The sequence below is a fragment of the Comamonadaceae bacterium M7527 genome, assembly GCA_021044545.1.
Lineage (GTDB): Bacteria > Pseudomonadota > Gammaproteobacteria > Burkholderiales > Burkholderiaceae_C > RS62.
On record CP087990.1, the window covers coordinates 359,776 to 386,744 of the forward strand.

Here is a 26,969-nt window from a genome sequence, read left to right on the forward strand (position 1 = left end):
ATTTAAAACATGTTGATTAAGCGGCTGCGCGTTGGGTCAAGATCTCAAACGCTGGCAAGGTCTTGCCTTCAAGCACCTCCAGGAATGCGCCGCCGCCGGTGGAGATATAGCCCACCTGCTTGTCTATGCCGTACTTGGCAATGGCTGCCAAAGTGTCACCGCCGCCTGCGATGCTGAATGCGCTTGACTCGGCAATGGCTTGCGCAATCACCTTGGTTCCGTTCTCAAACGCGGCGAACTCGAACACGCCCACGGGGCCATTCCACACAATCGTGCCTGCCTTCATCAGCTGTGCGGCCAGTCTGGCTGCGGTTTGTGGGCCTATGTCCAGGATCAGGTCGTCGTCGGCCACCTCAGTGGCTGGCTTTATGGTTGCCACGGCGTCAGCGGCAAAGCTTTTGGCAGTGACCACATCGGTAGGGATTGGCACTTCTGCGCCACGCGCCTTGATGATCCCCATCACGGCTTTGGCCTGGTCCAGCAAATCTGGCTCGGCCAGGCTCTTGCCTATGTTGAGGCCAGCTGCCAGCATGAAGGTGTTGGCAATGCCGCCGCCCACGATGAGTTGGTCTACGTTGTTGGCCAGGCTAGTCAGAATGGTCAACTTGGTACTGACTTTGCTACCCGCCACGATGGCGGTCAAGGGGCGTTTGGGGTTGGCCAGGGCTTTGGTGATGGCATCCATCTCGGCGGCCAACAGGGGGCCTGCACAAGCCACGGGGGCAAACTGTGCAATGCCGTAGGTTGAGCCTTCGGCGCGGTGGGCGGTGCCAAAGGCGTCGTGTACAAAGATGTCGCACAGCGCGGCGAGTTTGTGGGCCAGCTCAGGCGTGTTCTTTTTCTCGCCTTTGTTGACGCGGCAGTTTTCGAGCATGACCAGTTCGCCCGGAGCCACTGTGACGCCGTCTACCCAGTTGGCCAGCAGCGGCACTTCGCGGTCCAGCAGCTCGCCCAAGCGTTTGGCGACATGGGCCAATGAGTCTTGGGGTTTGAACTCGCCCTCGGTGGGGCGGCCCAAGTGGCTGGTCACCATGACAGCAGCGCCTGCGTCCAGGGCCATTTGAATGCAGGGTACAGAGGCGCGGATGCGGGTGTCCTCGGTGATGTGGCCTTGGTCGTCCTGGGGCACGTTCAGGTCCGCACGGATGAAAACACGTTTGCCATTGGCCCAGCCGTTGGTGCACACGTCAGAGAATCTCAAGAAATGCATGGTGGCCTCGCAATCAGCAGCTGCCGACGTGCTTGACAAAGCGCATCATGTTGCAGGTGTAGCCGTATTCGTTGTCATACCAGGCCACGACTTTGATAAACGTATTGTCCAAAGCGATGCCAGCCTCGGCATCAAATATGGAGGGCATGGCGCAACCACGGAAGTCTGTGGATACAACCTTGTCGGTGGTGTAGCCCAGCACGCCTTTGAGCCCACCTTCGGAGGCGGCTTTCATGGCCTTGCAAACGTCGTCGTAACTGGCTTCCTTGTTCAGCTCCACGGTCAAGTCGACCACAGACACATCAGAGGTCGGAACACGAAAGGCCATGCCAGTCAGCTTTTTGTTCAGCTCAGGCAAGACCACACCCACGGCTTTGGCCGCGCCCGTGCTCGATGGGATGATGTTTTCCAAAATGCCGCGACCACCACGCCAGTCTTTGCTGGAGGGGCCATCCACCGTTTTTTGTGTGGCAGTGGCAGCGTGTACTGTGGTCATCAAACCGCGCTTGATGCCGAAGTTGTCATTGAGCACCTTGGCCACGGGGGCTAAACAGTTGGTGGTGCAAGAGGCGGCCGAGACAATGGCTTGGCCTGCGTAGCTGCTGTGGTTCACGCCGAAGACGAACATTGGGGTGTCGTCCTTGGAGGGGGCAGACTGCACCACTTTTTTGGCGCCGGCATTGATGTGGGCTTGGCAGCTGTCGCCCGTCAAGAAGAGGCCTGTGGCTTCCACCACCACGTCTACACCTGCGTCGCCCCATTTCAGGTTGGCGGGGTCGCGTTCGGCGGTCAGGCGTATCTTTTTGCCGTTGACCAACAGGTCTTTGCCGTCTACGGCTACGCTGCCTTTGAAGCGGCCATGCACCGAATCAAACTGCAACATATAGGCGAGGTAGTCTGGTTCAAGCAAGTCGTTGATGGCCACCACTTCTATGTCGTTGAACTCGGCTTCTTGTGTGACGGCGCGAAACACCATGCGGCCAATGCGACCAAATCCGTTGATACCAATTTTTAAAGTCATGATGCGGGCTCCAGTAAAGAGAGGATAGGTAGAAAGTCAGGAATAACCCGGTCGGGGTTTGAGGCGCTCACAGGCTCGCCCATGTTGTAGCCATAAGGCAGCAACCACACACGGACACCTGCGTTGTGGGCAGTGGCCGCGTCTATGGAGGAGTCGCCTATGAAGATTGCCTCTTCAGGCTTTATGCCAAAGTGGTCCAGGCAATGTTGGATAGCAGCCGGGTTGGGTTTCTTGGTGGGCAAGGTGTCGCCGCTGATGACCATGTCAAAGACGTTGTCCATGGCGTGGGCCTTCAAGACGGTTTGCGTGAAGCGTCCCTCTTTGTTGGTCACCACGGCGAGGCGAACCCCTTTTGGGGCCAACACATCCAGCACCGTGCGCACATGGGGGTACAAGTTGCTGCGCGTGCCACAACGCTGTTGGTAAAACCCATTGAACACCGTGCTGGCGTTAGACAGCCCATCCCAGGCGCGAATGTCATCGGTGGTGGTTTGCTTCACGTCCGCCAAGGCGCTGATCAACAGCGTGTGCGTGCCGTGACCTATCCAGTCATTGACTTGCTTCAATGTCACCGAGGGCAAACCCAGATGCGTCAGCGTGTCGTTGACGGCATCTGCAATCTCGGGCGCTGTTTCTATCAGTGTGCCATCGAGGTCAAACATGACCAGTTTCAAGGTAGACGTCATGTTTATTGCTCAGTTGGTTGATGGCACGATGTGGTCAGGGAAGGGCACATCGTGTTTGTGGTTGTTGCGGTGCACCAGGTTTTTGACGGCAACCTCGATACGTTCTGTGGTGATACCAAAGTGTTTGTACAAATCAGCCGCAGGCGCAGATTCGCCAAACGTGGCAATGCCAATCACCACGCCGGTGCGACCCACGTACTTGCGCCAGAAGTCTGGATGCGCCGCTTCGACCGCCACCGTGGGCAAGCCAAGGGGCAACACCATGTTTTGGTAAGCCTCGGGTTGGCGGTCAAACGCATGGGTACATGGCATGGACACCACGCGTGTCGCTATGCCTTGCTCGGCCAAATGGGCTTGTGCTTGCATGGCCAACATGGTTTCAGAGCCTGTACCAATGATGATGGCCTTGGCGTCGGCCATGTCGCTCAAAATGTAGCCGCCTTTGCGCACCTTGTGCGCATCAGCCGCGTTGTCGAGCAAGCGGGGCAGGTTTTGGCGTGACAAGGCCAGCAAAGAAGGGCCGTCATGACGCTCAACAGCGCAGGCCCAGGCCACTGCTGTTTCCAGGCCATCTGCAGGACGCCACACATCGAGGCCAGGAATCAACCGCAAGCTGGGAACGTGCTCTATGCTTTGGTGTGTGGGTCCGTCTTCACCCAGACCTATGGAGTCGTGGGTCATCACATGAATGACGCGCTGCTTCATCAAAGCCGACATGCGTATGGCGTTGCGGCTGTAGTCGCTAAAGGTCAGGAAGGTGCCGCCGTATGGCATGTAGCCACCATGCAAGGCGATACCGTTCATGATGGCGGCCATGCCGAACTCGCGCACGCCATAAGACATGTGGTTGCCCCACTGGTCACGCTTGGCGATTTTGCAGGTCTTGAAATTGGTCAGGTTAGAACCTGTCAAGTCTGCGCTGCCACCGAAAAACTCGGGCAGCAATGGGGCCAACAAGTCCAGCGCATGTTGGCTGGCTTTGCGTGTGGCTATGCTGTCGGCTTTGGCGCATACGGCTTCAAACACGGCGCTTAAACCTGCGGTGTATTGGCTGCTGAGTTCGCCTTTTATGCGCCGCTGCAGCTCGGCCGCTTTCTCTGGGAACTGGCTGCGGTAAGCGACCATGCGTTCTTCCCATTCTTTCTCGTACATCGCACCACGTGCACGCGCATCCCATGCGGTGGCAATGGCTTGGGGAATGACGAAGGGTTCATCATGCCAGTCGAGGGCTTCTCGTGTGGCGGCCACTTCGGCCGCGCCCAAAGCTGCGCCATGTACATCGTGCGTGCCGGCCTTGTTGGGCGAGCCTTGGCCTATGACGGTTTTGCAGCAAATCAGCGTGGGCTTGCCATCGCTGCGTGCGCTTTGGGCACGGGCGGCCTGAATGGCGCGGTCAATGGCTGCGGGGTCGTGGCCATCGACATGGGTGATCACTTTCCAGCCGTAAGCGTCGAAGCGCTTGGGGGTGTCATCGGTGAACCAGCCGTCTACGTGGCCGTCTATGGAGATGCCGTTGTCGTCCCAAAACGCGATCAGTTTGGACAAGCGCAAGGTGCCCGCCAAAGAGCAGGCTTCGTGGCTGACGCCTTCCATCAAGCAACCGTCGCCCAGAAAAGCGTAGGTGAAGTGGTCAATGATGTTGAGCTGCTCGTTGTTGGCGGGGTTGAACTCTTGCGCCAAAAGCTTTTCTGCCAATGCCATGCCCACTGCATTGGAAATGCCTTGGCCTAGCGGTCCCGTAGTGGTCTCCACGCCAGGGGTGACGCCCACTTCGGGGTGACCGGCGGTTTTGCTGTGCAGCTTGCGGAAGTTTTCAAGCTCGGACATGGGCAGGTCGTAACCTGTCAAATGCAGCAAGGCATAGATGAGCATGGAGCCGTGGCCGTTGGACAGTACAAAGCGGTCGCGGTTTATCCAGTGTGGGTTGTTGGGGCTGTGGCGCAGGTGGCGGTTCCACAGCACTTCGGCTATGTCGGCCATACCCATGGGAGCGCCGGGGTGGCCTGATTTGGCTTTTTCGACAGCGTCAACAGCCAAGATGCGGATGGCGTTGGCCATCTGGCGAGCGAGCTGGGCGGTGGGGGCATTTGTCATAGGTGTGTTTCCTTAGCCTTGGCCGAGCGCGCGTTTGCGGCGCTCCATCATTCGCCACACAAAGGGGGTGAAGATCAATTGCATGGCGATTTCCATCTTGCCGCCGGGTACTACTATGGTGTTGGCGCGCGACATGAAACTGTCGTTGATCATGTTGAGCAAATACTGAAAGTCGATGCCCTTGGGGTTGGCAAAGCGGATCACCACCATGCTTTCGTCAGCGGCTGGGATGTCACGTGCGATGAACGGGTTGGAGGTGTCGACCATGGGCACACGCTGGAAGTTGACATGCGTGTGCGCGAATTGCGGCACGATGTAGTTCACGTAGTCGGGCATGCGGCGCAAGATGGTGTCTGTGACTGCTTCTGTGCTGTAGCCACGTTGGTTTTTGTCGCGCCAGAGTTTTTGTATCCACTCGAGGTTGATGACGGGTACCACGCCCACGCGCAAGTCTGGGTATTGCGCAATGTTGTGCTCAGGGGTGACCACTGCACCGTGCAAGCCTTCGTAAAACAGCATGTCCGTGTCCTGGGGCAGGTCTTCCCAGGGTGTGAAGGTGCCTGGTTCTTGTTTGTAGGGCGCGGCTTCTTCGGCGTTGTGCAAATACTTGCGTGCTTTGCCCTGGCCTGTTTCGCTGTAGGTTTTGAACAGGTTTTCAATCTCGCCAAACAAGTTGTTGTCAGAACCAAAGTGGCTGAAATTCTTGTTGCCAGCGGCTTCGGCTTCGGCTTGCCGCTTTTTCATTTCTAGGCGTTCGTAGCGGTGAAAGCTGTCGCCTTCTATGATGCCGGCCTTCACACCTTCACGACGAAAGATGTTGGAGAAGGTACGGGTCACAGTGGACGTGCCGGCACCAGAAGAGCCGGTGATGGCGATGATGGGGTGGCGTTCAGACATGGTGTCTCCTGAGTTTTAGTAATGGGGTGTCAATCGCGGAACAAGCTGCGGTTTGAGAACAAGGGGTTCAAGTCGACCAAGGGTTCGACGGGTTCTGCGTGGTAGTGCTCTATGCGCTCGACTTCGTCTTTAGAGCCAAACACCAGGCCAATGCGCTGGTGCAAGCCTGTGGGGTTGACGGTGAGTATGGGCATTTGACCTGTGCTGGCACGCCCACCGGCTTGCTCCATGATGAAACCAATTGGGTTGGCCTCGTACAACAAGCGCAAGCGCCCGGGCTTGCTGGGGTCTTTGGTGTCGCGGGGATAGAGGAACACGCCACCGCGCATCAAGATGCGGTGCGCCTCGGCCACCATGGAGGCAATCCAGCGCATGTTGAAGTCTTTGCCGCGTGGGCCTGTTTTGCCCGCCATGCATTCATCCACATAGCGTTTAACAGGGGCTTCCCAAAAACGGCTGTTGGACGCGTTGATGGCAAATTCCTGGGTTTGTGCCGGCACCCTCAAGTCGGGGTGAGTGAGCATGAATTCGCCCAGTGTGGGGTCCAGGGTGAAGCCACTCACACCGTTGCCCACAGACAAGATCAACATGGTGGTGGGGCCGTACAAGGCGTAACCCGCAGCCACTTGCTGCGTGCCGGGTTGCAAGAAGTCGGCTTCGGTCACGTCTTTGCCTTCGCCTGCAGCACGCAAGATGCTGAAGATGCTGCCTACGGACACGTTCACGTCAATGTTGGATGAACCGTCCAAGGGGTCAAACACCAACAGGTATTTGCCGCGCGGAAACTGCTTGGGGATTTGGTATGGGTCATCCATCTCTTCGGAGGCCATACCTGCCAGGTGACCGGCCCATTCGTTCATGTGTATGAACAGCTGGTTGCTCAACACATCAAGTTTCTTTTGTGTTTCACCTTGCACATTGACGCTGCCGCCTTCATCAGCGGCGTGGTTGCCATACATGCCGCCCAGCTCACCAAAGGCCACGGCTTTGGCAATGGCTTTGCAAGCGAGGGCGACGTCCAGGATCAAGGCATTGAAGTCGCCACTGGCGCTGGGGAAGCGACGCCGTTCTTCAATCAAAAACTGGGTCAGGGTGGTGCGTTGTTGGATAGACATAAGTGCTTTCGGTTTTTTAAATGCTTGGCTCAGGCTGCGGCTTGGCGCAGCGCTTTCATGATGTTGTGGTAGCCACCGTCGGCATCGGGCGCACCAAATACGGCACTGCCTGCCACGCAGGTGTCTGCGCCGGCGGCCACGATGGCTTGTATGTTGTTGGTTTTGACGCCGCCGTCGACTTCCAGCCAAATGTCCTGGCCGCCTTCGGCTTTGTGTTGTTCAATCAGTTGGCGGGTTAAACGCAGCTTGGCCAAGGTGCTGTCTATGAACTGTTGGCCGCCAAAGCCAGGGTTCACACTCATCAGCAAAATCATGTCGAGTTTGTTCATCACGTGTTTGAGCACGTCTAGTGGTGTTGCAGGGTTTAGCACCAAACCGGCCTTGCAGCCGTGTTCACGAATCAGGCTCAGCGTGCGGTCTACGTGACGGCTGGCTTCGGGGTGAAAGGTGATGATGTTGGCGCCCGCTTTGGCAAACAGTGGAATCAGCGAATCCACAGGCTCAACCATCAAATGCACATCGATTGGAATCTGCACATGGGGGCGAATGGCTTCGCATACCAAGGGGCCTATGGTGAGGTTGGGCACATAGTGGTTATCCATCACATCAAAGTGCACCAAGTCAGCACCTGCGGCCTCAATGGCGCGGACTTCTTCGCCCAAGCGTGCGAAGTCGGCAGACAGAATAGAGGGGGCAATGCGTAGCGTTTGCGTCATGATTGGCTTCAAGCGATGTGGTGGGCTGCGTGCATGGCATGCAGGTGTTTGACATTCACGCCGTCCAAGTTGGGCAACACGCGCATGGCGCCAGTGAAGTTGTGGTGGTCTGTGAAGTTGTTGGGCGTGACCAGGGTGGCCAGTTGCGCGGCATTGGCGGCACGCAATCCGTTTTCAGAATCTTCAAACGCCATGCAGGCGTTGGCAGGCAGCTTCAAGCGGGCCAGGGCTTGCAGGTAAACCTGTGGGTTGGGCTTTTTGTGGGGGGCGGTTGATGCGTCTTCAATCACCAAAAAGTAACGTGCCCAATCAGGGCCAATGGCTTTGCGCAGCAAGGCCGCAATATTGGCGGGCGAGGTGGTGGTGGCAATGGCCAGTTGCAAGCCAGAATCGGCCGCTTCGTTGATGAGGCGGAGCACGCCAGGGCGCATGCGCACTTCGCCGTCTTGTACCGCCTGTTCGTAAGCAGCCGTTTTGAGCGCGTGCAAGCGGGCAATGGTCTCTTGCAACGCATTGCCGTCTACGGCTTTGATGTCCGGGTTGGTTTGCTGCCAGTAGTGCATCAGCCGTTCCTGACCGCCGGAGATGGCCAACAAGTCGGTGTACTGCGCCACGTCCCAGTGCCAGTTCATGCCTTCTTCCCGGAAGGCGTGGTTGAATGCCGCAAGATGCGCCATTTCGGTATCGGCCAGGGTGCCATCTACATCAAAAATCAGGGCTTGAAGCATGGGTTTGTCACAGGTATTTTTTGAAAGCGTTGGTAAACTTTAAAAAAATATCAAACTAAGGTAAATTCACTTTTTGTTGGATACGGATTCAGCAATTGCTGAATGTCTAGGTTTTTCAAGGGCTTGGCTCAAAAAATACGGATTACTTATTTAGGATTATTTTTTAAGGCGCTCGCATCAGCGTGCGGTGAGTGACAAAAACAGTTGTGCCAAGCTGCTGGGCAGCTTTTCGAGGTGGTCCACTATGGTGTAGCGCGCGCCATAGACCTCGCGCACCGTGTCGTCGGCTTTGGCGTCCAGGTTGATGCACCAGGTGTAAATGCCTTGGGCTTGCAGTTCTTGCACCGCTTTGCGAGCGTCTTGCACAAGCCATTGCTGGTCTGGGCTGTCCACATCGGAAGGCTCGCCATCGGTGATGACCAGCATGAGTTTTTTCTCGCTTGGGCGTGCCCCAAGGTAATGGGCCGCGTGGCGCAGGGCTGCGCCCATGCGGGTGGAGTAGCCAGGCTCCATGGCTGCCAGGCGGGCTTTGGCCGTATCTCCCCAGCTTTCACTGAAGCCTTTGATATGCAGGTAGCGCACCTCGTGGCGGGTGTTGGAATGAAAGCCTGCAATCGCAAACGAGTCACCCAAGGTGTGCATGGCCCAGCCCAACAGGGACACCGCCTCTTGGCTTAGTTCAAGAATGGTTTGGTCGCTATTGGGCACACGTGTGCGCAGCGACGCAGACAGGTCAAGAAGCACTTGCACGCTGATGTCGCGTCCACAGGTTTGGTGGTGTTGATGGATGCGCTCGCTGGGCGGCTGGCCGTTTTGCATCTCTATCCACGCGTTCAGAGCAATGTCTAAATCCAGCTCGTTGCCTTGCTCTTGAAAGCGTATGCGTTGGCGATGCTGGGGCTTGAGCGAATCCAGGATGCGCTTGAGCTGGCGGGCCAAGGGTTCCTGTTTGGCCAATAGTGCGGCGATGTCGCTGGCGCGGCCACTGGGGTGCAGGTGCTCGTACACACTCACCCAGTCGGGGCGATAGGTTTGGCCCAGGTAGTCCCATTCGGGGTAGTGGCGCGGCGGCAACTCGGACAGATCGGATGCCTCTTTGACGCTGGGTGTGCTGCGCGTGTCTTCTTCGTCGCCGTCTTCTATGAAGCGCCACAAATGGCGGTTGTCGTCGCGCCAGTCGAGTTCGGTGTTGCCAAAGTAGACATCGGCAAACTGGTCGCTGGCCTGGCGGGTGTTGGCTACGAAGCGCAAGGCCATGAGAGCCATGTCTGAGGTACGTGTGTTCGGCTCGGTCACGGCCTGCAAAAACAAGTCGCGGTACTTCTCCAGCGTGGGGTGGTCCAGGCGATAGCTGGGGTCAAACACACTGCATGACCAACGGCTCAAGCGATGAATCAGACAGGCCTGGGTGGCGTCATCGCACTCGTCGGCCATGGGGCGCGGGTGTAAAGCCAGCAAGCTGCCACGCAAACCCGGAAATCGTTGCAGCATCAAGTAGTCCACGCGTGCGTCTTCAAACCATTCCACCGCCATGCGCTGTGAAGGGCTCCAGTTGTCGGCTACGCTGGGCTCAGACCACTGCAAATGGGCTGCCAAATGGGCTTGCATCAGCTGGTAGCGCTGCAGGGCGCTGACGCCGCCTAAGTCGTCTAGTACATCCGGCAAGCCCAGCGTGTTGTCTTGCAGACAGGGGCGCGCGGTGGTGTGTGTATCTATGCCGTTGTAGGGCACGCGTGGCAAATCAATGTGCCACATCGCACGCAGCGACATGCCCAGCACGCGGTCGACATCGACCAAGAGCAAGCCATGGCGTTCGCGTTGCAATACCGCGCGGCTGTCCGGCGTTTGCAAACTGAAATAAGCCGTTTGCTGGGGTGGATGGTTGGCATAGGCGCGAGCGCCGTAACTGACCCAGTTTTGCAAACCTGTCAACGACAGGCTTTGCAGAATATGCGGCGACTGTTCGATTAAATGGGGCAGGCCCGGGCTGGGTTGCGTTTGCTGGCGACCATGAATAGAGCCCGTGGTCTGGTCCATGAAGTGACCCAACAGGTGCAAATATTGGCGCACACCCTCAGAGCTGCCCAGGCGTCGTGCAACAGGGGCTAATGCATTGAGCAAGGGAGAGATTGAAGCGCTGTTGGGCGATTTGTGCATGCGGCGCACCAAGGCCATCACTGCATCAACATCGTCGAAGTGTTGCGCCATGTCTGGCCAAGCTTGCAGCCAGGTCAGGACGGGCGCTGGGCCACGTCCGAGTTTGCCAAGGGTTCGACCGGCTTCGATGTAGCGCTCTAGCTGGGCTGCATCCAGAACACTCAGGGCATGGCGTGCGCAGTCGTCAAAGACGGCGTCAACACCGGGCAGTTGGCAGTCGAGTTGCTGCCATAGCGGCAGCACAGCATCAGAGAAGGACGGCGTCGATGGCATGGTCGAGACTTTGTCGAACATCCGCATCGTCGGTGATGGGGCGGACCAAGGCCATGCGGCAGGCTTCAGGTGCGGCCACGCCTTGCACCATCAATGTGGCGGCGTACACCAGCAGTCGGGTGGACACACCCTCGGTCAAACCATGACCTTTGAGCTTGCGTGCCATGCCGCCGATACGAACCAGCTGGGCGGCGCGATCGGCGTCAATGCCTGTTTCACCCATCACGATTTCGGCTTCCAGCTCGGGGTGGGGGTAGTCAAAGTCAAAGGCGACAAAGCGTTGCTTGGTGGACTGTTTGAGATCTTTCATGAGGCTTTGATAGCCTGGGTTGTACGAGATGACCAGCTGAAAGTCGGGGTGGGCATGCACCAGTTCGCCCTTTTTATCAATAGGCAAGGCGCGGCGGTGGTCGGTGAGTGCGTGGATAACCACGGTGGTGTCTTGCCGCGCTTCAACCACTTCGTCGAGGTAGCAAATGGCGCCGGTACGGGCCGCCTGTGTGAGCGGCCCGTCCATCCAGCGTGTGCCACCTGCGTCAAGCAGGTAGCGCCCCACCAGGTCAGACGCCGTCATGTCTTCGTTGCAAGCGACGGTGATGAGTGGCTTGCCCAGACGCCACGCCATGTGCTCAACAAAGCGTGATTTACCGCAACCTGTGGGCCCTTTGACCATTACAGGCAGGCGTGCTGCATACGCGGCTTCGTAGAGCTGCACCTCTTGGCCTTGTGGGTGGTAGATGGGCTCTGTGGACATCTGGTTAGACATAGGCGTTGACCGGTTGAATGTGCTTATTTGTGGCTGGTGAGCTTGTCGCGCCAACCGGGGAACAGCTTGTCGGCATCTCCTGGGAAAGAGGCGAAGGCACGTGCAAACTCCTTGTGCTCCTTGGCAAACTCTATGGGGTCAGCCCCCGACTTCCAGCACTCATACGACTGGCGCAACGAGATCGCGCCGGCTGCGGGCGAGTCGATGTGGCCATATGAGCCGCCACCTGAGGTGTTGATCACGTTGCCATGGCCCAGGTTCTTGAAGAAGCCTGGCAGGCGCAAAGCGTTCATGCCGCCCGAGATGATGGGCGTGGTGGGTTTCATGCCGTACCACTTTTGGAAATAAACGGGGCCTTGGCACTCGTCGCGCTCGATCATGTAAGCGATCATGCGGTCGTCGTTTTCGCCTTCCATCTTGCCAAAACCCATGGTGCCTACGTGGATGCCAGAGGCTCCCTGCAAGCGGCTCATCTTTGCCAACACCAGGGCGGTGTAGCCGCGTTTGGCGCTGGGGCTGGTAACCGCACCGTGGCCTGCGCGGTGGTAGTGCAGGTATTGGTTGGGGTATTGACGGCGTGCGGTGGTGACCATGCCTGGGCCGCCCACATAGCCATCAACCAAGAAGGCGACTTTATCGGCGTCAGGGCCGAAAGCCTCCAGTATGAAGTCAGCGCGGGCGCACATTTCATAGTGGTCGTCGGCGGTGATGTTGGCCGAGAACAGTTTGGCTTGGCCTGTTTCGTCTTGCGCACGCTTCATGGCATCCACCACCAGGGGGATGGTTTTTTTCATGGGTGAGAAGACCTGGTTGCCTTGTGGCTCATCATTTTTGATGAAGTCGCCCCCTAACCAAAACTGGTAGGCCGCTTCAGCGAAAGGCTCTGGACGCAGACCCAGCTTGGGCTTGATGATGGTGCCGGCAATGTAGCCGCCATCTTTGATAGGGCGGCCCAAAATACGCCACATATCCGAGATGTCCTTGCTAGGGCCGTCAAACAGTTGAATGACGCGCTCTGGCACATAGAAGTCATGGATTTTGGCGTGTTCGATGTCGCCCATGCCCTGGTTGTTGCCAATGATCAAGGTCAACAGCGACACCATCATCATGCGGCCATCGGTGACATTGCGGTCAAACAAGTCAACGGGGTAGGCAATGCGCATGTCTTCGGTGGCTTCGTCTATGTGATAGACCAGGGCATCCAAGCCTTTGGTGAAGTCATCGGTGGTGCTGACCTCAACGTTGGTGCCTGTGGACGACTCGGCTGCGAAGTGGGCTGCAGCTTCGAGATAGCCGTAGCCAGACTTGGGCTTCATTTTGTAAGCCACCAAAATGTGTTTGCCGTCTCGGATGAGTTCGTCTTCTGTCAAGCTCAGGTCGGCGTAGCGTGCGGATTGGTCCATGAAAATCTCCAGTTGCTGTGAGGAATGGCGCTACTGTAAAAAACCCTTAAGATAAAGTAAATTCAGAATTAATCCACATTCAGTTAAGAAAGTGCTTAATGAAAAACGCCACGTTTCGTCAATTGCGGGTTTTCAACGAGGTGGCCAAGCACCTCAGTTTTGTCCGCGCCGCCGAGAGCCTGCACCTCACCCCGCCGGCCATTACGATGCAGATCAAGGAGTTGGAGGGCCATGTGGGCCTGGCGCTGTTTGACCGCAGTGGCAAAAAAATCAGCTTGACCACGGGCGGCGAGTACATGCTGGTGTTTGCCCGAAAAATTTTGGCCACCATCAAAGACGCTGAAGATGCGGCAGCCCGGTTGCAGCGGGCCGAAACAGGGGTGTTGACCATAGGCATGGTGAGCACGGCCAAGTACTTCATGATGAAAATGTTGGCTGAATTTCGCAGCAAACATATGGGCGTGGAGATTCAATTGGCCACAGGTAACCGCGAGCAACTGGTGAAGATGCTGCAAGCCAACGAAGTGGACATTGCCATCATGGGCCGCCCGCCCAAAGAGTTGCAAACGCGTGCCGAGCCCTTTGCGGCGCACCCGCACGTGTTTGTGGCAGCCGTCAACCATCCGCTGGCCGGACGTGGCCACTTGCGTGTGGAGGACTTGCGCGGTTACGACTTCATCGTGCGCGAAAAGGGCTCAGGCACTCGCGCTGCGACGGAAAAGTTTTTTGAAGACGCGCGCGTCCAAGCCAATTTGAAGCTGCACTTGCAAAGCAATGAAACCTTAAAGCAGGCCGTGATGGCGGGCTTGGGGCTGGGTTTTATCTCTTTGCACACCATAGGCAATGAGCTGGATCTAAAGCAAATTGCGATGCTAGACGTGGACGGTACCCCTGTGGTTCGCGCGTGGAATGTGGTGCATACACAATCCAAAATGCTGTCGCCTGCGGCCGAGGCGTTTCGCTATTTCATGTTGGAGCAAGGCGAGGCATTTCTCGCTCAACAATTCGGCCACCACATGGCCGTTTGATGCGCGAACAGTGGGGGCGCAAACCGGTTATTGGTTGAGTTTGCGTTTGATGAGTGCCAGCCTTTTGTGCAGGGCTGCACACAGCACTGGCCAAACCGGCCCAGGTCACCAAACCGAGCGGTCACCCGTTGTCTGGTCTGGCGCATATTCACATCGATTGGTGTTGGCAAAACTGAGTCTGAGCTCTATTGGCTGGTTATTGAATGAATACGCGACACGGTTGATACAAAGCACAGGACTGCCAGCTTCCATCTCTAGCAATTGAGCTTGCGCAGCGCTGCATGCACCTGCGCTCAGGCGTTCGCCAGTTGGAAGAAGGCGTCTTTGGTGATCTCAACTGGGTGGAGGAGCGTGCCTTGAAAGATGGCGCTTTGGCATTCAGTGACATTGCCGCAGGCAAAGTCGCCTCTGCCAAAGTGGTACTCATTCCGGATTGACGGCTTGTTTGCATAAGCCGTCAAACGCTGGCGTTGCAAGGGCTACAGCAACTGGCCCATGCGCTTGGCGGCGCGCTTCAGCGCAGGCAAGTGTTTGGCCGCGCTGTCTGTGGTCAGGCGCGCCACCGGTGCGTGCACGGCGATGGCACCACGCAAGTTGTTGTTGGCGTCGTGCACAGGCACTGCCAGCGCGATGAGGCCTGGAATGAACTCCTGGCGGTCAAAGGCATAGCCTTGCTTGGCAATGGTGGCGCATTCTTGTTGCAATGCGTCTACCGTTGTGATGGTGTGTTCGGTCATGCGTTCCAGCGTCAAGGTTTGCAGCATGGCGTGCCGTGTGGCTTTGGGCATGTGTGCCAAAAACAGCTTGCCGCTGGCAGTGCAGTGAATGGGCACGTGTACGCCAACATCCAGCGTCAATCGCCATGGCCATGAGGCTTCCACGCGGTCCAGGTACATCACGCCTGCGCCATCCAGCGTGGTGAAGTTGCAAGTCTCGCCCACCTGGTTCACCACGTCTGACAGCACCGCGTGGCGCAGGCCTCTCGCGGTGTCGTGGTTGAGGGTGTCCAGCGCCATTTGTCGCATGGCAGGACCAATTTCGAAGACGCGGTTGTCTTGCGATTTGGCAATAAAGCCAACGTCCAGCAACTGCGTTGTGAGCCGGTGTGCCGTGGCTTTGGGCAGTTGCAGCTCGTCGGCCAACTGCGCCAGTGACATGCCTTTGCCTTGCTGCGCCAAGGTGCTCAGCAAGCGTAGGCTGCGCTCTGCAGATGAGCCTGATGCACGGGTGGTATCGGTGTTTGTCATTAGGGGAAAACGCTAATAATGGAATGTTGCGTTCCGAAATAAATGTGTGTAGCATTCATTAAAACGGAACAAAACATACCGAAATAAAAAACTTAGCTGGCAGCGAATGCCATTCAAATACCAAAACTTTATGAAATCCAGATTCGACTATATCGTGGTTGGCGCAGGCTCGGCGGGTGCTGTGATGGCCGGTCGCTTGAGCGAAGACGCAGCCACCGAGGTGTTGTTGCTTGAAGCCGGCCCTGCAGACAACTCCTTTTGGATTCACCTGCCCATTGGCTACGGCAAGACCATGTGGAGTAGCAAGTACAACTGGTGTTTTCACACGGACCCAGACCCCAATATGAATGGGCGTCGTATTTACTGGCCGCGCGGCAAAACCCTGGGCGGCTCCAGCTCCATCAATGGCCTCATTTACATACGTGGTCAGCATGCCGACTACGACGCATGGGCACAGCAGGGCAACCCCGGCTGGTCGGCCAAAGATGTGCTGCCGTATTTCGTGAAGTCCGAGCGCAACCAGCGTGGTGCCTGCACGTACCACGGCGCAACAGGCCCGCTGTCTGTGTCCGACATCACGCAGCGCCATCCTCTGATTGAAGCGTTTATTGGTGGCGCAGGTGAGTTGGGTGTGCCACGCAACAATGATTTCAATGGCGAGCACCAGTACGGTGCGGGCTACTACCAGCTCACCACTTGGAAGGGTTGGCGCTGGAGTACGGCCAAAGGGTATTTGAAGCCCGCGCGCAAGCGCCGCAACCTGACGGTTGCCACCCATGCGCAGGCCACACAAATCATCATGGAGGGCACGCGTGCCGTAGGGGTGCGCTACCGGGTCGGCGGAGAGCATGGCAAAGACGTAGAGGTCTATGCCAATAAAGAGGTGCTGTTGTGCGCAGGTGCCATACAGTCGCCGCAGTTGTTGCAGTTGTCGGGCATTGGGCCGGCGCAGCTGCTGGGCCAACACGGGATTCCGGTGGTGGCAGACTTGCCCGGTGTGGGAGAGAACCTGCAAGACCATTTGCAAATTCGCCTCACCTTTGAGTCTCGCCAGCCCACTACCAACGATGAGCTCAATTCCCTGTTTGGCCAGGTCAAGCTGGGCTTGCAGTGGTTGTTCAAGCGCTCAGGGCCATTGGCTGTTGGTATCAACCAGGGTGGCTGCTTTATGTATGCGCTGCCAAACGAGGCCAAGACGCCCGACATCCAGTTTCACGTGGCCACGCTGTCGGCTGACATGGCTGGGGGCAAAGTGCATCCGTTCTCGGGTTTTACCTTGTCGGTGTGCCAGCTGCGTCCCGAGTCGCGCGGCCACATCCGCATTCGCAGTACCAATGCGTTTGAGCCGCCCGAGATGCAGCCCAACTACCTCAGTACCGACCTGGACAGGCGAACCAACGTGGCCGCTGTGCGCGCTGCGCGTGCCATTGCGGCGTCGCAGGCCATGAAGTCGTTTGTGGTGCGTGAGATTAAACCAGGCCCAGCGGCCCAAACCGATGAAGAGATATTGGAGTTTTGCCGCGAATACGGCGCAACCATTTTTCACCCCAGCGGCACCTGTGCCATGGGGCCAGACCCCCGAATGGGCGCTGTGGTGGATGCGCGCTTGCGTGTGTACGGCGTTCAAGGTCTGCGGGTTATCGATTGCTCGGTAATGCCGACCTTGGTGTCTGGCAACACAAATGCACCGGCTGTGATGATGGCCGAAAAAGCCGTGGACATGATTCGAGAAGACAACAACGCGCTGTAGCGGCGTCGTTAGAGGTGACGCCGGGTATGGTCGCCCCGGTGTGATGGTGATGGTGCAAATGACCCATGCAGTGCTTAACAAACTTGAACACAACTGGAGACAAATATGAAAAAGAGTACACCCCTGGACAGGCGCGGTTTCATGCGCATTGCTGGTCGTTACGGCTTTACGTCAACCGCCTTGGCCGTGACCGGCATGGTGGGACCACTGACGCTGGAAGGTGTTGGTAAAGCCGCCGCCGCGACCAGCGATGCGCGCAGCGGTAAAGCGCTGATGACGTTGAAGTTTGGTGCGTCTGGCTTTAACGAAAACAATTTGAAAATTCAGGAGTCTGGTCAGCTGTGGTTTGCACAGCAGCTGGAGCAGCGCACCAACGGCGCATTGAAGATTGAATTCATTGGCTCAAACGCCATTTGTAACCAGCTGGACTGCGTGAAAAAAACACAGCAAGGCATTGTGGACTTGTTCACCGCCAGTACGCAAAATTCCGCAGGTTCAGCGCCTTACTACAACGTGCTGGACTTCGCGTACATGTTCCCATCGCGTGCAGCCCAACACCACTTTTTGTACAGCAAAAAGAGTGAGGCTTTGCTGCGTGAGCCCATGCGCAAGCTGCACAACATTCAGTTCCTGTACAGCCACTGTGAGTTGCGTGGTTTGATGCTGGGTAAAAAGTTTGAAGACAAACCCTTGATCAGCAGCATTGACGACTTGGCAGGTACCAAAAACCGCGTCACAGGCACTCAGTTGGGCCGCATTGCCATGCAGTTGATGAACCTCAACCCAGTGCCAATTGCGTGGGAAGAAACACTGGATGGTCTGAAACAGGGCTTGATTGATGGTGCCGAAACCTGGATGGGTGCTGCGGCTTACGCCAACATGTCGCCTGTGCTGTCGCAAGCGGTTGATTTGAAGTTCTTCTGTGGCACTGAGCACACAGCCATGAACTTCAAGACATTCCAGAAGCTGCCAGCCAAGATTCAGGATATCGTGATGGAAACGTCTTACGATGCCCAGCAGTACACGCAGCAGCGTCAAGAGCGTGCGTTGATTGATGTGGTGGGTGCTGTGCCCAACCCCGGCAAGGACACCGTGTTTGGTAAAGCTGGCGTGCGCGTGGCAACGCTGTCAGATGCCGAGCTGCTAAAGGCCGAAAAGATGTGCTCGCCAGAGTACAACCCCAAGCCATGGGAACAGTGGCGCGAGCGTTTGAACAAAATGTCAGGCGGACGCGACGTGTACAAGGAAATTTACGACATTGCGCGTGAGATTCCAAAATCCATGAACGCTGTGGACGTGAAGCCCAACCGCTGGTGGGTTTAAGTTGCCGAGCCTCACCGCCTTTAAACGTAAACGTTGACAGGCGGTGAGGCTCTATAAGAGACATGGGCGTGTGCGGCGTATGCTGCCACGCCCATGTTTGCAGCTGCATCAAGGCATGCGGCACGCGTCAATGAAACGAGATCGTAATGACCAATGTACTGATGGCAGGCGTTCGATGGCTGGATAAAAACGCTGAGCGAACGCTGATTTTGGTGGCCTACGCCACCATGGCGCTCATTATTGTGTATGCCGTTGTCGAGCGATTTGTGTTCAAAACACAAATACCGTGGAGTTCGTCCATACCCATTTATTTGTTCTTGTGGGTGACCTGGATTGGTTGCTCGCAAAACGTGCGCAAGCGCACGCATCTGGTGTTCAACGATTTGCGCCTGCGTATGCCGTACCGCGCGCAATATGCCTGCTTGGTATTGGACGCGCTGCTGTGGGTGGTGTTTGGCTTGGTGGTACTCAACTTCACGATTGAGCAAACCATGTTGGTTGAAATGAATTTCGCCATCGTTCAGGGTACGGATAACGTGATGCAGTGGTGGTTTTACCTCGCCACCCCAGTGGCTTGGTCTTTGCTGTTGCTGCGTGTAGTGCAGAACTTGTGGGACGACACCGTGCGGTTCAGGGGCAACCAACCATTTCTGGTTGACATACAGGCCATTGGCCAAGATTAAAAGAGGGCGTTGTCATGGATCAAGGTACTTGGATTGCATTGATTTCAGCCGGTGTGATTGGGCTGTTTCTCATTGGTGTGCCCATTTTTTTGGTGATTGGGTATTGGGTATTGGGCGTGTCGCTGGTGATTGATTTCACGCTGGCCAATATTGGTGTGACGCTGTTCGAGGGGCTGAACTTCTTTGGCTTGCTGTCGTTGCCGCTGTTCATATTGACTGGCGACCTGATCGCTGCCGCCGGTATTGCGAGGCGGCTGGCTGACTTTGCCCACGCTTGCCTGTGCTGGATGCGCGGTGGCCTGGGTTTGGCCACCATTGGCTCGTGCGGAATGTTTGCAGCCATTTCGGGTTCAAACTCCGCGACCACCGCCACCATAGGCGGCATCATGCACCCGCTGCTGGTCAAAGATGGCTACGACACGCGTTTCGCGGCTGCAACCGCAGCCGCTGGCGGTACGGTGGGCATTATTATTCCGCCCTCTATTATTTTTATTGTGTATGGCTTTTTGATGAACCTGTCGATTTCCGACCTGTTTGTCGCGGGTATTTTGCCCGGTGCACTGATGGTGTTCGCCATGCAGATGGTGTGCTGGTGGCTGGCCAAACGCAACAACTGGGGCACGGTGTCGCCACTGCAGTGGAGCCGTATTGGCTTGACTGCACGGCGCGCGTATTTGGGATTTTTTGCCATTTTCATTGTGATTTACGGCATTTATTCAGGCATTTTTTCGCCTACGGAGGCCGCGGCCATTACGGTTGGTTTTTGCCTGATCGCAGGTCTGTTTCTGACACGGGAAATCAGCTGGAGAAGTTTGCCCGATATTTTGTTACGCTCCGGCCAGCTCACAGGCATGTTGGCACCCATGATTGCCATCTCGATTGTGATGCAGCAGGTGTTTGGTTTATTGGGCGCGACTGAGGCGGTGGCTGATTTTGTGGCGTGGTTTGGCGACAGTGAGACCATTGTCTTGCTGGTGTGCATGGCCATCGTGATGGCGGCGGGCTGTATTTTGGAGAGCTTGCCGGTCACGGTTATTTTTGCGCCCATACTCGCGCCCATCGCGGTAGCCCATGGTGTGGACCCGGTTCATTTCTCGGTCATCTTTTTGGTGGGGGCGGCCATTGGCTTTATCACACCACCATTCGGTTTGAACTTGTTTGTGGCCAGCGGTGTGACGGGTATTCCATACGCCAAGTTGGTGGGTTTTGCCACGCTGTACATGGCCGGTTTGGTGCTGGCCTGGTTGTTGATCGCCTTTATTCCGTCTATCTCCTTGTCGTTGTTGCCCAATGTCGCGGGCTAGCGTGGCGGGGAAGGCATTGTGAGCGCTTATGTCCTGGCGTGGGTGTGTTGCGTTGGCTTTGGTGCGGGCTGGGTGCGGGGCTTTGCGGGATTTGGGTTTTCGGCGCTGTGCATGGCTGGCCTGGCCTGGCTGATCAGCCCAGCACTGATTGCACCCATCGTGGTGTTGCTTGAGATGGTTGCCAGTGTGTTGTTGTGGCGAGGCTCGGTTGCAGCGGCTGATAAAAATTGGTTGAAAACCTTGCTGGTGGTCAACGCCATGACCGTGCCTGTGGGTGTGGTCTTGTTGCAGCTGTTGCCTATACAGCCCTTGCGCGTGGTGGTTGCGGTGTTGCTGTTTGCGGCGGCGTTTGGATTGCGGTTTGTGTTGCGCGCAGACCTGAAGAATACCGCGCAGCTGCGCCGGCTTTGTGGTGTGGTGTCCGGGCTGGTCAACGGTGTGGCCGCCAGCGGTGGTGTCATCGCGGCCATGTCCATGGCTGCAACGGGTATGCGCGCCAGTCAGCTGCGGGCCACCATGATTTTGTACTTGCTGTTTACCGACATGTACATTCTGGCGTCTATGCTGTTTGCACACATGTGGTCCCGCCATCAAGCATCCGCTATCGTTGGCAATACCCTTTTTAACAACCACTCGGTTTTATTGGCGGCTGCGCTTGGTTTGCCCATGGCGGCCGGTATTGTGTTGGGGCGGCACAGGTTTCAACGCACGCCTGCAGGCGACTACCGGGGCTTTGTGCTGAATGTGCTCATGCTCATGTCCAGCATCAGCTTGTTGTTGGTGATCACGCGGTGAGGCAGCCGGTTTTAATTTGTTAGTCTGTGAATTCTTGCGCGGCCTGATTGTGACGCAGGTGCTGTTTGAGCACGCCCGCCATGGCCTGCACGCCTTGCCCTATGCGCTCGGTTGCAATCGACGAGTAGCCTAGTCGCATGCTGTTGCAATGCTGTGGTTGTGCGGGGTAAAAAAACGCGCCCGGCTCCACCACCACGCCGATTCGGTACAAGTCTTTTGCAAGTTGCAAGGTGTCTAGTCCGTGCGGCCCTGTTACCCACAGCGCCGAGCCACCCTGGGCCGCACTGTGTTGCAGTTGTGGTGCGTATGTGGTCAACGCCTGTCTGAGTGTGGCTGCACGCTCGCGGTAGCGCGCAATCAGGTTGCGTACATGTGTTTCATGAAATCCGTGGGCAACAAAGCTGGCCGCTGCGCGCTGGTTGTTGGATGAGACATGGCGCATCATCAAGCGGCGCAGCGCGCGCAGCTCTTTGATGAGCGCGGCGCTGGCCACAATAAACCCAAGCCTAAGACCATGCGCCAAGGTTTTGGACAGACTGCCCAGGTAAATCACACGTTGCTCTGTGTCCAGGCTTTTGAGAGCGGGCGTGGGGCGTGTTGAAAAATTGAGTTCGCTTTCATGGTCGTCTTCGATCACCACAAAATCGTCTCGGCTGGCACGGGCGAGTAGTTCGCTCCTGCGCGCCAGTGACAGTGTGACGGTTGTTGGGCACTGGTGGCTGGGAGTTACAAACACGTAGTCACAACCGGTGATGTGCTGGTTCAGAACAAGCCCTTGTTCGTCCACGTCCAAGTTGTGCAGGTGCTGCGTGCGCAGCGCAAAGTTGTTGCGTGCATCAGGGTAGCCCGGGGACTCTATGCCAACATGTGTGTTGCTGCCCATGAGCAGCTGGGCCAGCAAGAACAGGCCTTGCTGGGCGCCGCTGGTCACCAGTATTTGGTCGCGTTCAACCCATATGCCGCGTGCTGGCAGCAGGCGGGCGTGAATTTGCTCCACCAGTGCGTCGTCGTCCCGGTCCATGTGGTCGGGGGCCCATGTGCGTACCGAGCGTGCCTATGGTTTCCAGTACACAGCGCCGCCAATTTCGAAATGGAAACTGTGTGGCATCAAATTGGCCGTACACAAACGGGTAGGGCATTTGCTGCCAGTCTGCGGGCTTGTAAATATTGCTTTGCGTGGATGGCTGAAGTTGCAGGCGCGATTGCCAAAAATCAGTCCCGCCGTGGTGCGCAATCTCTGGTGTTGGGGTGTTGTGGCGTGTGACGCTGGTGTGTGTGGCGTCTGTGACGAAGTAGCCGCTGCGGGGCTTGGCCGTTAAAAAGCCTTGGTCGGCCAGGGCTTGCAGAGCCAGGCTCACAGTGGTGCGCGACAAGTTCAAGGCGTTGGCCAATACGCGGCTTGATGGCAGCGCGGCGCCTGGTTGCAAAAAACCCTCCATGACACTTTGAACCACCATGTCGCGCAACTGGCCTTGGCGTGTGGGTGAGATGCCTTCAAAGCGCTTGAATAAACGCTGCCACATAAGGCTGCTGGGTCTGGCGGTTCGGGTCATGAGTGTGTAGGACTGTGGCGTTTTATTCTGGCTTTAATGATAAGGCTTAATTGGCTTTATCGCGAGGCACGCGCGTCCCTAAAATCTGGCAACAACTGGGCAGGCCCAGTTTTTTTATAACAAGCTGAAGGTGACACCATGGCACACTATTTGAAGCAATCCAACCCACCTGTTGAGGTCATAGACACCGAGACGGGCGTGACTGTGCAACGCATGCTGGCTGACATACAGGCTGGTGGCGAAGAGGCCGTGCGCCGTTACGCGCGGGACTTTGACGGTTGGCAGGGCGACATCGTGTTGGGTGAGGCGGCATTCGACAAGGCCGCCAAAAGCCTGAGCGAGGGCGTGAAGCAGGACATTCGCTACGCCCGCGACCGCGTATGTGGTTTTGCCCAAATGCAGCGCGACTCGCTGCACGAGTTTCAAAGCGAGTTGCGCCCAGGTTTGATTGCAGGTCAAAAGCTCATCCCCGTGCAAACGGCCGGCTGCTACGTGCCGGGTGGGCGCTATGCGCATGCCGCCAGCGCTGTGATGAGCGTTGGTACCGCCAAAATTGCAGGCGTCAAAAACGTCATCGCCACGTCGCCCGCACACAAGGATGCGGGTGTCAATCCGGCCATCTTGTATGCCATGCAGCTGTGCGGCGCAGACAAGGTCCTGGCCTTGGGTGGTGTGCAGGCTGTGGCGTCACTGGCCTATGGTTTGTTCACGGGCAACAGTGCAGACGTGATTGTTGGGCCCGGCAACCGCTTCGTGGCAGAAGCCAAGCGCAGCTTGTTTGGACGGGTGGGTATTGACGTGGTTGCCGGTCCTACCGAGTCAGCCGTTATTGCCGATCACACGGCAGATCCTGATGTGGTGGCTGCGGACCTGGTTGGTCAAGCCGAGCATGGTCCTGATTCGCCCGTGTGGCTGATCACCACCTCGCGAGAGCTGGGTGAGGCGGTGATTGCCCGTGTGCCGGCCCTGATTGACGCGCTGCCTGATTTGGCACGCGCTGCGGCAACCGTGGCTTGGCGCGATTATGCAGAGGTGGTGTACTGCGCCACGCGAGAAGAGGCCGTTGAGGTCAGTGATGCGTACGCCTGCGAGCACTTGCAAGTGATGGCCCAAGACCTGGACTGGTGGCTGGACAAGTTGAGCAACTATGGCTCATTGTTCCTGGGTGAAGAAACCACGGTGGCCTACGGCGACAAATGCAGTGGCCCCAATCACATTCTCCCAACCAAGGGTGCGTCGCGTTATTCAGGTGGTTTGTCAGTGGGCAAGTTCATCAAGACTGTCACTTGGCAGCGCTTGGACAGAGACGCGTCGCGCGAGGTTGGGCAAGTTGCGGCGCGCATTTCTCGCCTGGAGGGCATGGAAGGCCATGCGCGTACCGGCGATATTCGCCTGAAAAAATACTTTCCCACCGAGCAATTTGAACTGGGCACGTTGGGTGGCCATACGCACAACGCTTGAACGGCACAAGGCGAACAAATCATGAACGCAAGCACTGCAAACCCACCGTCGGCAACCCCATCTTCGGCCCACCCAGTCGTGTCCGAAGAACTGTGGTTTGGCAAGGACTTGAGTCAGCCTGAGCCAATTCCTGAAGCGGGCATCGAACGTGCTGTGGCATTGATGCACAGCGGGCGATTGCACCGCTACGGTGAAACCGGTGGCGGTGCGCCTGAGCCGTCGCTGTTGGAGCAAGCGTACGCCGCTTACGTGGGTGCCAAGTACTGCGTGGCCATGAGCTCATGCGGTGCAACTATGTTTGTGGCGCTCAAAGCCTTGGGCGTACAGCCAGGCGATAAAGTGCTGACCAGCACCTTCACGCTGGCACCTGTGCCTGGTGCGATTGCCCATGCCGGCGCACATCCGGTACTGGTGGAAACCACGGCCAACTACACCACCGATTTGGACGACTTGGCACAAAAGGCTGCCACCAGTGGTGCCAAGGTGTTGTTGATCTCGCACATGCGTGGTCATATCACCGACATGCAGGCGGTGCGTGCCATCTGCGATGCCAACGGCATCGCTGTGGTGGAGGACTGTGCCCACACCATGGGTGCGCGTTGGGATGGTCGCTTCAGCGGTACCTGGGGAGCAGTGGGTTGCTTTAGTACCCAGACTTACAAGCACATCAATTCCGGCGAGGGTGGTTTGTTGGTCACGGACGATGAAGATATTTGTGCGCAAGCCATCTTGATGTCTGGCAGCTACATGCTCTACAGCCAACATACCAGAGCGCCCAGCCCTGAGGTGTTTGAGCGCTGGCGTTACAAAACGCCCAACTTCAGCTTGCGCATGTCCAATCAGGCGGCTGCGATGTTGCGCCCACAGCTGGCAGACATGCCACGACGCACCCAGGTTTGGAATGGCTTGTATGCCACATTGGCGGAATCCCTTGCGGGCATCCCACATGTGGTGGTGCCTGCCCGAGACCCGCGCGAGTCCTTTGTCGCGAGCTCCATCCAATTTACCCTGGACCTGGACACCTCCGCCATCCTGAAATTTTTGGCCGGTTGCGACAGCCGAGGCTTGCACATCAAGTGGTTTGGCCGTGATGAGCCACAAGGCTTTACCAGTAACTACACGCACTGGCACTACATGCGCGAGCCGCAGGCGCTGCCGCGTTCGCTGACGCTGATGCAAGGCTTGTGTGACATGCGTATCGCGCTTTCAATGACTGACGCTGACTGCGACATGATTGGTCGCATCGTGCGGGCTTCCATGAATGAGTGTTTGGCATGACGGCGCGCCGCGAACCCCCGCATAGCAGTCAAGAAACGCTTGACCCCACCGATTGGGCGGCATTTAGGGAACGTGCACATGCCATGGTTGACGCAGCCGTCGACAAGATGGCCACCACCGCCGAGGGCCGCGTGTGGCACGAACCGCCCGCTGCATTAAAGGCGGCGTTCAATGCGCCTTTACCCATTCAGGGGCATGGCGCTGACGCCACGCAGACCAGGCTCACGGACTTGTTGCCCTATGGTGTTGGCAACACGCATCCGCGTTTTTTTGGTTGGGTACACGGCAGCGGCACGCCTGGCAACCTCATTGCAGACATTGCCGCGGCAGCGATCAACGCCAACTTGGGTGGGCGTGACCATGGTGCGATGTATGTTGAGCGGCAAGTCAACCAATGGTGTCGAGCGCTGTTTGAATTTCCTGAAACAGCCAGTGGCCTGGTGGTCTCTGGCACATCCATTGCCACCATCATCGCGCTCAAAACCGCGCGCGATCAATGCCTTGCATTCGCCAGTCGTACAGCGGGTTTGGCCGGCGCCAAGCTGACGGGCTACACCTCAACGCAAACCCATTCGTGCGTTGCCCGCGCGTTTGATGTGTTGGGCTTGGGCGCCGATGCCTTGCGCAAGATTCCGGTGAACGACCGCTTTGAAATCGATACCCAGGCCTTGAAAGACGCGATCGCTGCGGATCAGGCCGCAGGCTTTCAGCCCTTTGTGATTGTGGGTACTGCCGGCGCGGTCAACGTGGGCGCCATTGATGATTTGGAGGCCTTGGCCGACATTGCAGCTTCACAGGGACTCTGGTTCCACGTTGATGGCGCATTTGGTGCCTTGGGTATTTTGAGTCCACGGCTAAAGCCCCGCTTGAGCGGGATCAAGCGGGCTGACTCGTTGGCGTTTGACTTCCACAAATGGCTGCACGTGAACTATGACGCCGGCTTTGTGCTGATGCGATCCGAGGCGGCACATCGCAAAGCCTTCTCTGAGCGTCCGGATTACTTGAAAGGCGCTGAGCGTGGTTTGGCCGCTGGCAACCCCTGGCCTGTGGAATACGGGCCGGAACTCTCGCGTGGTTTCCGCTCATTGAAGATTTGGACGCAATTGAATGAACACGGCATCGATAAGCTTGGCGAGATGATCACGCGCAACTGTGAACAAGCCAGCTACCTCGCCGAGCGTGTCCAACAAGCCCCAGAGACCGAGTTGTTGGCGCCTGTCGCCATGAACATTTGCTGCTTGCGCTACGTGTTACCCGGTTATGGAGTGGCACAGTTGAACGCACTGAACGACGAAATCGTTGTGCAATTGCAGCTCAAAGGTATCGCGGCGCCATCAACGACGGTTTTAAAAGGATGTACCGCGATTCGGGTCAACATCACCAATCACAGAACGCAGTTCAGCGATATCGATGTGCTCCTGGATGCGGTCATTGAAACTGGTGCTGAATTAAGCCCTCAATTTGCGTAAATTTCAGGACAA

Annotated in this window: 24 protein-coding genes; 10 read left to right on the top strand and 14 right to left on the bottom strand. The window is 57.1% G+C overall.

Going from position 1 to position 26,969, the window contains the following annotated elements; translation table 11 throughout:
- Positions 1-16 precede the first annotated feature (16 nt).
- The 11 genes from LN050_01710 to LN050_01760 form a co-directional block, all read right to left on the bottom strand.
- Positions 17-1,210: a phosphoglycerate kinase gene (locus LN050_01710; GenBank protein ID UFS56609.1), complete on the bottom strand. Its 1,194-nt coding sequence runs from the start codon at positions 1,208-1,210 to the stop codon at positions 17-19.
- A gap of 13 nt (positions 1,211-1,223) precedes the next feature.
- Positions 1,224-2,231, bottom strand: a complete 1,008-nt coding sequence (gene gap, locus LN050_01715) for a type I glyceraldehyde-3-phosphate dehydrogenase (GenBank protein UFS56610.1) — start codon at positions 2,229-2,231, stop codon at positions 1,224-1,226.
- On the bottom strand, positions 2,228-2,917 hold the full coding sequence (locus tag LN050_01720) for a phosphoglycolate phosphatase (GenBank protein UFS56611.1): 690 nt from the start codon (positions 2,915-2,917) through the stop codon (positions 2,228-2,230). Before LN050_01720 ends, gap begins: the two co-directional genes overlap by 4 nt.
- Positions 2,918-2,926: 9 nt before the next feature.
- Positions 2,927-5,011 (bottom strand): transketolase, encoded by a 2,085-nt coding sequence (gene tkt, locus LN050_01725; GenBank protein UFS56612.1) that lies wholly within the window; start codon positions 5,009-5,011, stop codon positions 2,927-2,929.
- A 12-nt stretch (positions 5,012-5,023) separates the two neighbouring features.
- Positions 5,024-5,908 (bottom strand): phosphoribulokinase, encoded by an 885-nt coding sequence (locus LN050_01730; protein ID UFS56613.1) that lies wholly within the window; start codon positions 5,906-5,908, stop codon positions 5,024-5,026.
- A gap of 29 nt (positions 5,909-5,937) precedes the next feature.
- Positions 5,938-7,023, bottom strand: coding sequence for a class 1 fructose-bisphosphatase (locus tag LN050_01735; protein UFS56614.1), 1,086 nt, complete (start codon positions 7,021-7,023; stop codon positions 5,938-5,940).
- Positions 7,024-7,052: 29 nt separating this feature from the next.
- The gene (gene rpe / locus LN050_01740; protein ID UFS56615.1) at positions 7,053-7,739 is read right to left on the bottom strand and encodes a ribulose-phosphate 3-epimerase; all 687 of its coding nucleotides are present in this window, start codon (positions 7,737-7,739) and stop codon (positions 7,053-7,055) included.
- Between the two features lie 8 nt (positions 7,740-7,747).
- On the bottom strand, positions 7,748-8,467 hold the full coding sequence (locus tag LN050_01745) for an HAD-IA family hydrolase (GenBank protein ID UFS56616.1): 720 nt from the start codon (positions 8,465-8,467) through the stop codon (positions 7,748-7,750).
- 177 nt (positions 8,468-8,644) lie between these two features.
- Positions 8,645-10,897 (bottom strand): VWA domain-containing protein, encoded by a 2,253-nt coding sequence (locus LN050_01750; protein ID UFS56617.1) that lies wholly within the window; start codon positions 10,895-10,897, stop codon positions 8,645-8,647.
- Positions 10,872-11,663: a CbbQ/NirQ/NorQ/GpvN family protein gene (locus LN050_01755; protein UFS56618.1), complete on the bottom strand. Its 792-nt coding sequence runs from the start codon at positions 11,661-11,663 to the stop codon at positions 10,872-10,874. Before LN050_01755 ends, LN050_01750 begins: the two co-directional genes overlap by 26 nt.
- Positions 11,664-11,686: 23 nt before the next feature.
- On the bottom strand, positions 11,687-13,066 hold the full coding sequence (locus LN050_01760) for a ribulose-bisphosphate carboxylase (protein UFS56619.1): 1,380 nt from the start codon (positions 13,064-13,066) through the stop codon (positions 11,687-11,689).
- Between the two features lie 98 nt (positions 13,067-13,164).
- Here LN050_01760 and LN050_01765 point away from each other — a divergent pair, with 98 nt between their 5' ends.
- The gene (locus tag LN050_01765) at positions 13,165-14,094 is read left to right on the top strand and encodes a LysR substrate-binding domain-containing protein (protein UFS56620.1); all 930 of its coding nucleotides are present in this window, start codon (positions 13,165-13,167) and stop codon (positions 14,092-14,094) included.
- Positions 14,095-14,375: 281 nt separating this feature from the next.
- A complete protein-coding gene (locus tag LN050_01770) occupies positions 14,376-14,531 on the top strand; it encodes a hypothetical protein (GenBank protein ID UFS56621.1) in 156 nt (51 codons plus the stop codon).
- A gap of 42 nt (positions 14,532-14,573) precedes the next feature.
- Here the strand turns inward: LN050_01770 and LN050_01775 are convergent, their stop codons facing one another.
- Positions 14,574-15,341: an IclR family transcriptional regulator gene (locus LN050_01775; protein ID UFS56622.1), complete on the bottom strand. Its 768-nt coding sequence runs from the start codon at positions 15,339-15,341 to the stop codon at positions 14,574-14,576.
- Positions 15,342-15,471: 130 nt separating this feature from the next.
- Here LN050_01775 and LN050_01780 point away from each other — a divergent pair, with 130 nt between their 5' ends.
- The 5 genes from LN050_01780 to LN050_01800 all read left to right on the top strand — a co-directional run bounded on the left by LN050_01780 (position 15,472) and on the right by LN050_01800 (position 21,196).
- Entirely contained in the window at positions 15,472-17,091 is a 1,620-nt protein-coding gene (locus tag LN050_01780; protein UFS56623.1) for a choline dehydrogenase, read from the top strand.
- Between the two features lie 105 nt (positions 17,092-17,196).
- Positions 17,197-18,414: a TRAP transporter substrate-binding protein gene (locus LN050_01785; protein UFS56624.1), complete on the top strand. Its 1,218-nt coding sequence runs from the start codon at positions 17,197-17,199 to the stop codon at positions 18,412-18,414.
- A 146-nt stretch (positions 18,415-18,560) separates the two neighbouring features.
- On the top strand, positions 18,561-19,097 hold the full coding sequence (locus tag LN050_01790) for a TRAP transporter small permease (protein UFS56625.1): 537 nt from the start codon (positions 18,561-18,563) through the stop codon (positions 19,095-19,097).
- Between the two features lie 14 nt (positions 19,098-19,111).
- Positions 19,112-20,401 (top strand): TRAP transporter large permease, encoded by a 1,290-nt coding sequence (locus tag LN050_01795; protein ID UFS56626.1) that lies wholly within the window; start codon positions 19,112-19,114, stop codon positions 20,399-20,401.
- An 18-nt stretch (positions 20,402-20,419) separates the two neighbouring features.
- The gene (locus tag LN050_01800) at positions 20,420-21,196 is read left to right on the top strand and encodes a TSUP family transporter (protein UFS56627.1); all 777 of its coding nucleotides are present in this window, start codon (positions 20,420-20,422) and stop codon (positions 21,194-21,196) included.
- 19 nt (positions 21,197-21,215) lie between these two features.
- On the opposite strand, the gene LN050_01805 is transcribed toward LN050_01800, so the two are convergent.
- Both LN050_01805 and LN050_01810 read right to left on the bottom strand, forming a co-directional pair.
- Positions 21,216-22,217 (bottom strand): PLP-dependent aminotransferase family protein, encoded by a 1,002-nt coding sequence (locus tag LN050_01805; GenBank protein UFS56628.1) that lies wholly within the window; start codon positions 22,215-22,217, stop codon positions 21,216-21,218.
- On the bottom strand, positions 22,144-22,749 hold the full coding sequence (locus LN050_01810; GenBank protein UFS56629.1) for a GntR family transcriptional regulator: 606 nt from the start codon (positions 22,747-22,749) through the stop codon (positions 22,144-22,146). Before LN050_01810 ends, LN050_01805 begins: the two co-directional genes overlap by 74 nt.
- Positions 22,750-22,962: 213 nt before the next feature.
- Here LN050_01810 and hisD point away from each other — a divergent pair, with 213 nt between their 5' ends.
- The 3 genes from hisD to LN050_01825 all read left to right on the top strand — a co-directional run bounded on the left by hisD (position 22,963) and on the right by LN050_01825 (position 26,957).
- Positions 22,963-24,210: a histidinol dehydrogenase gene (gene hisD, locus LN050_01815; GenBank protein UFS57293.1), complete on the top strand. Its 1,248-nt coding sequence runs from the start codon at positions 22,963-22,965 to the stop codon at positions 24,208-24,210.
- A gap of 78 nt (positions 24,211-24,288) precedes the next feature.
- On the top strand, positions 24,289-25,488 hold the full coding sequence (locus LN050_01820; GenBank protein ID UFS56630.1) for an aminotransferase class I/II-fold pyridoxal phosphate-dependent enzyme: 1,200 nt from the start codon (positions 24,289-24,291) through the stop codon (positions 25,486-25,488).
- The gene (locus LN050_01825) at positions 25,485-26,957 is read left to right on the top strand and encodes a pyridoxal-dependent decarboxylase (GenBank protein ID UFS56631.1); all 1,473 of its coding nucleotides are present in this window, start codon (positions 25,485-25,487) and stop codon (positions 26,955-26,957) included. Before LN050_01820 ends, LN050_01825 begins: the two co-directional genes overlap by 4 nt.
- The last annotated feature ends 12 nt before the right edge of the window (positions 26,958-26,969 follow it).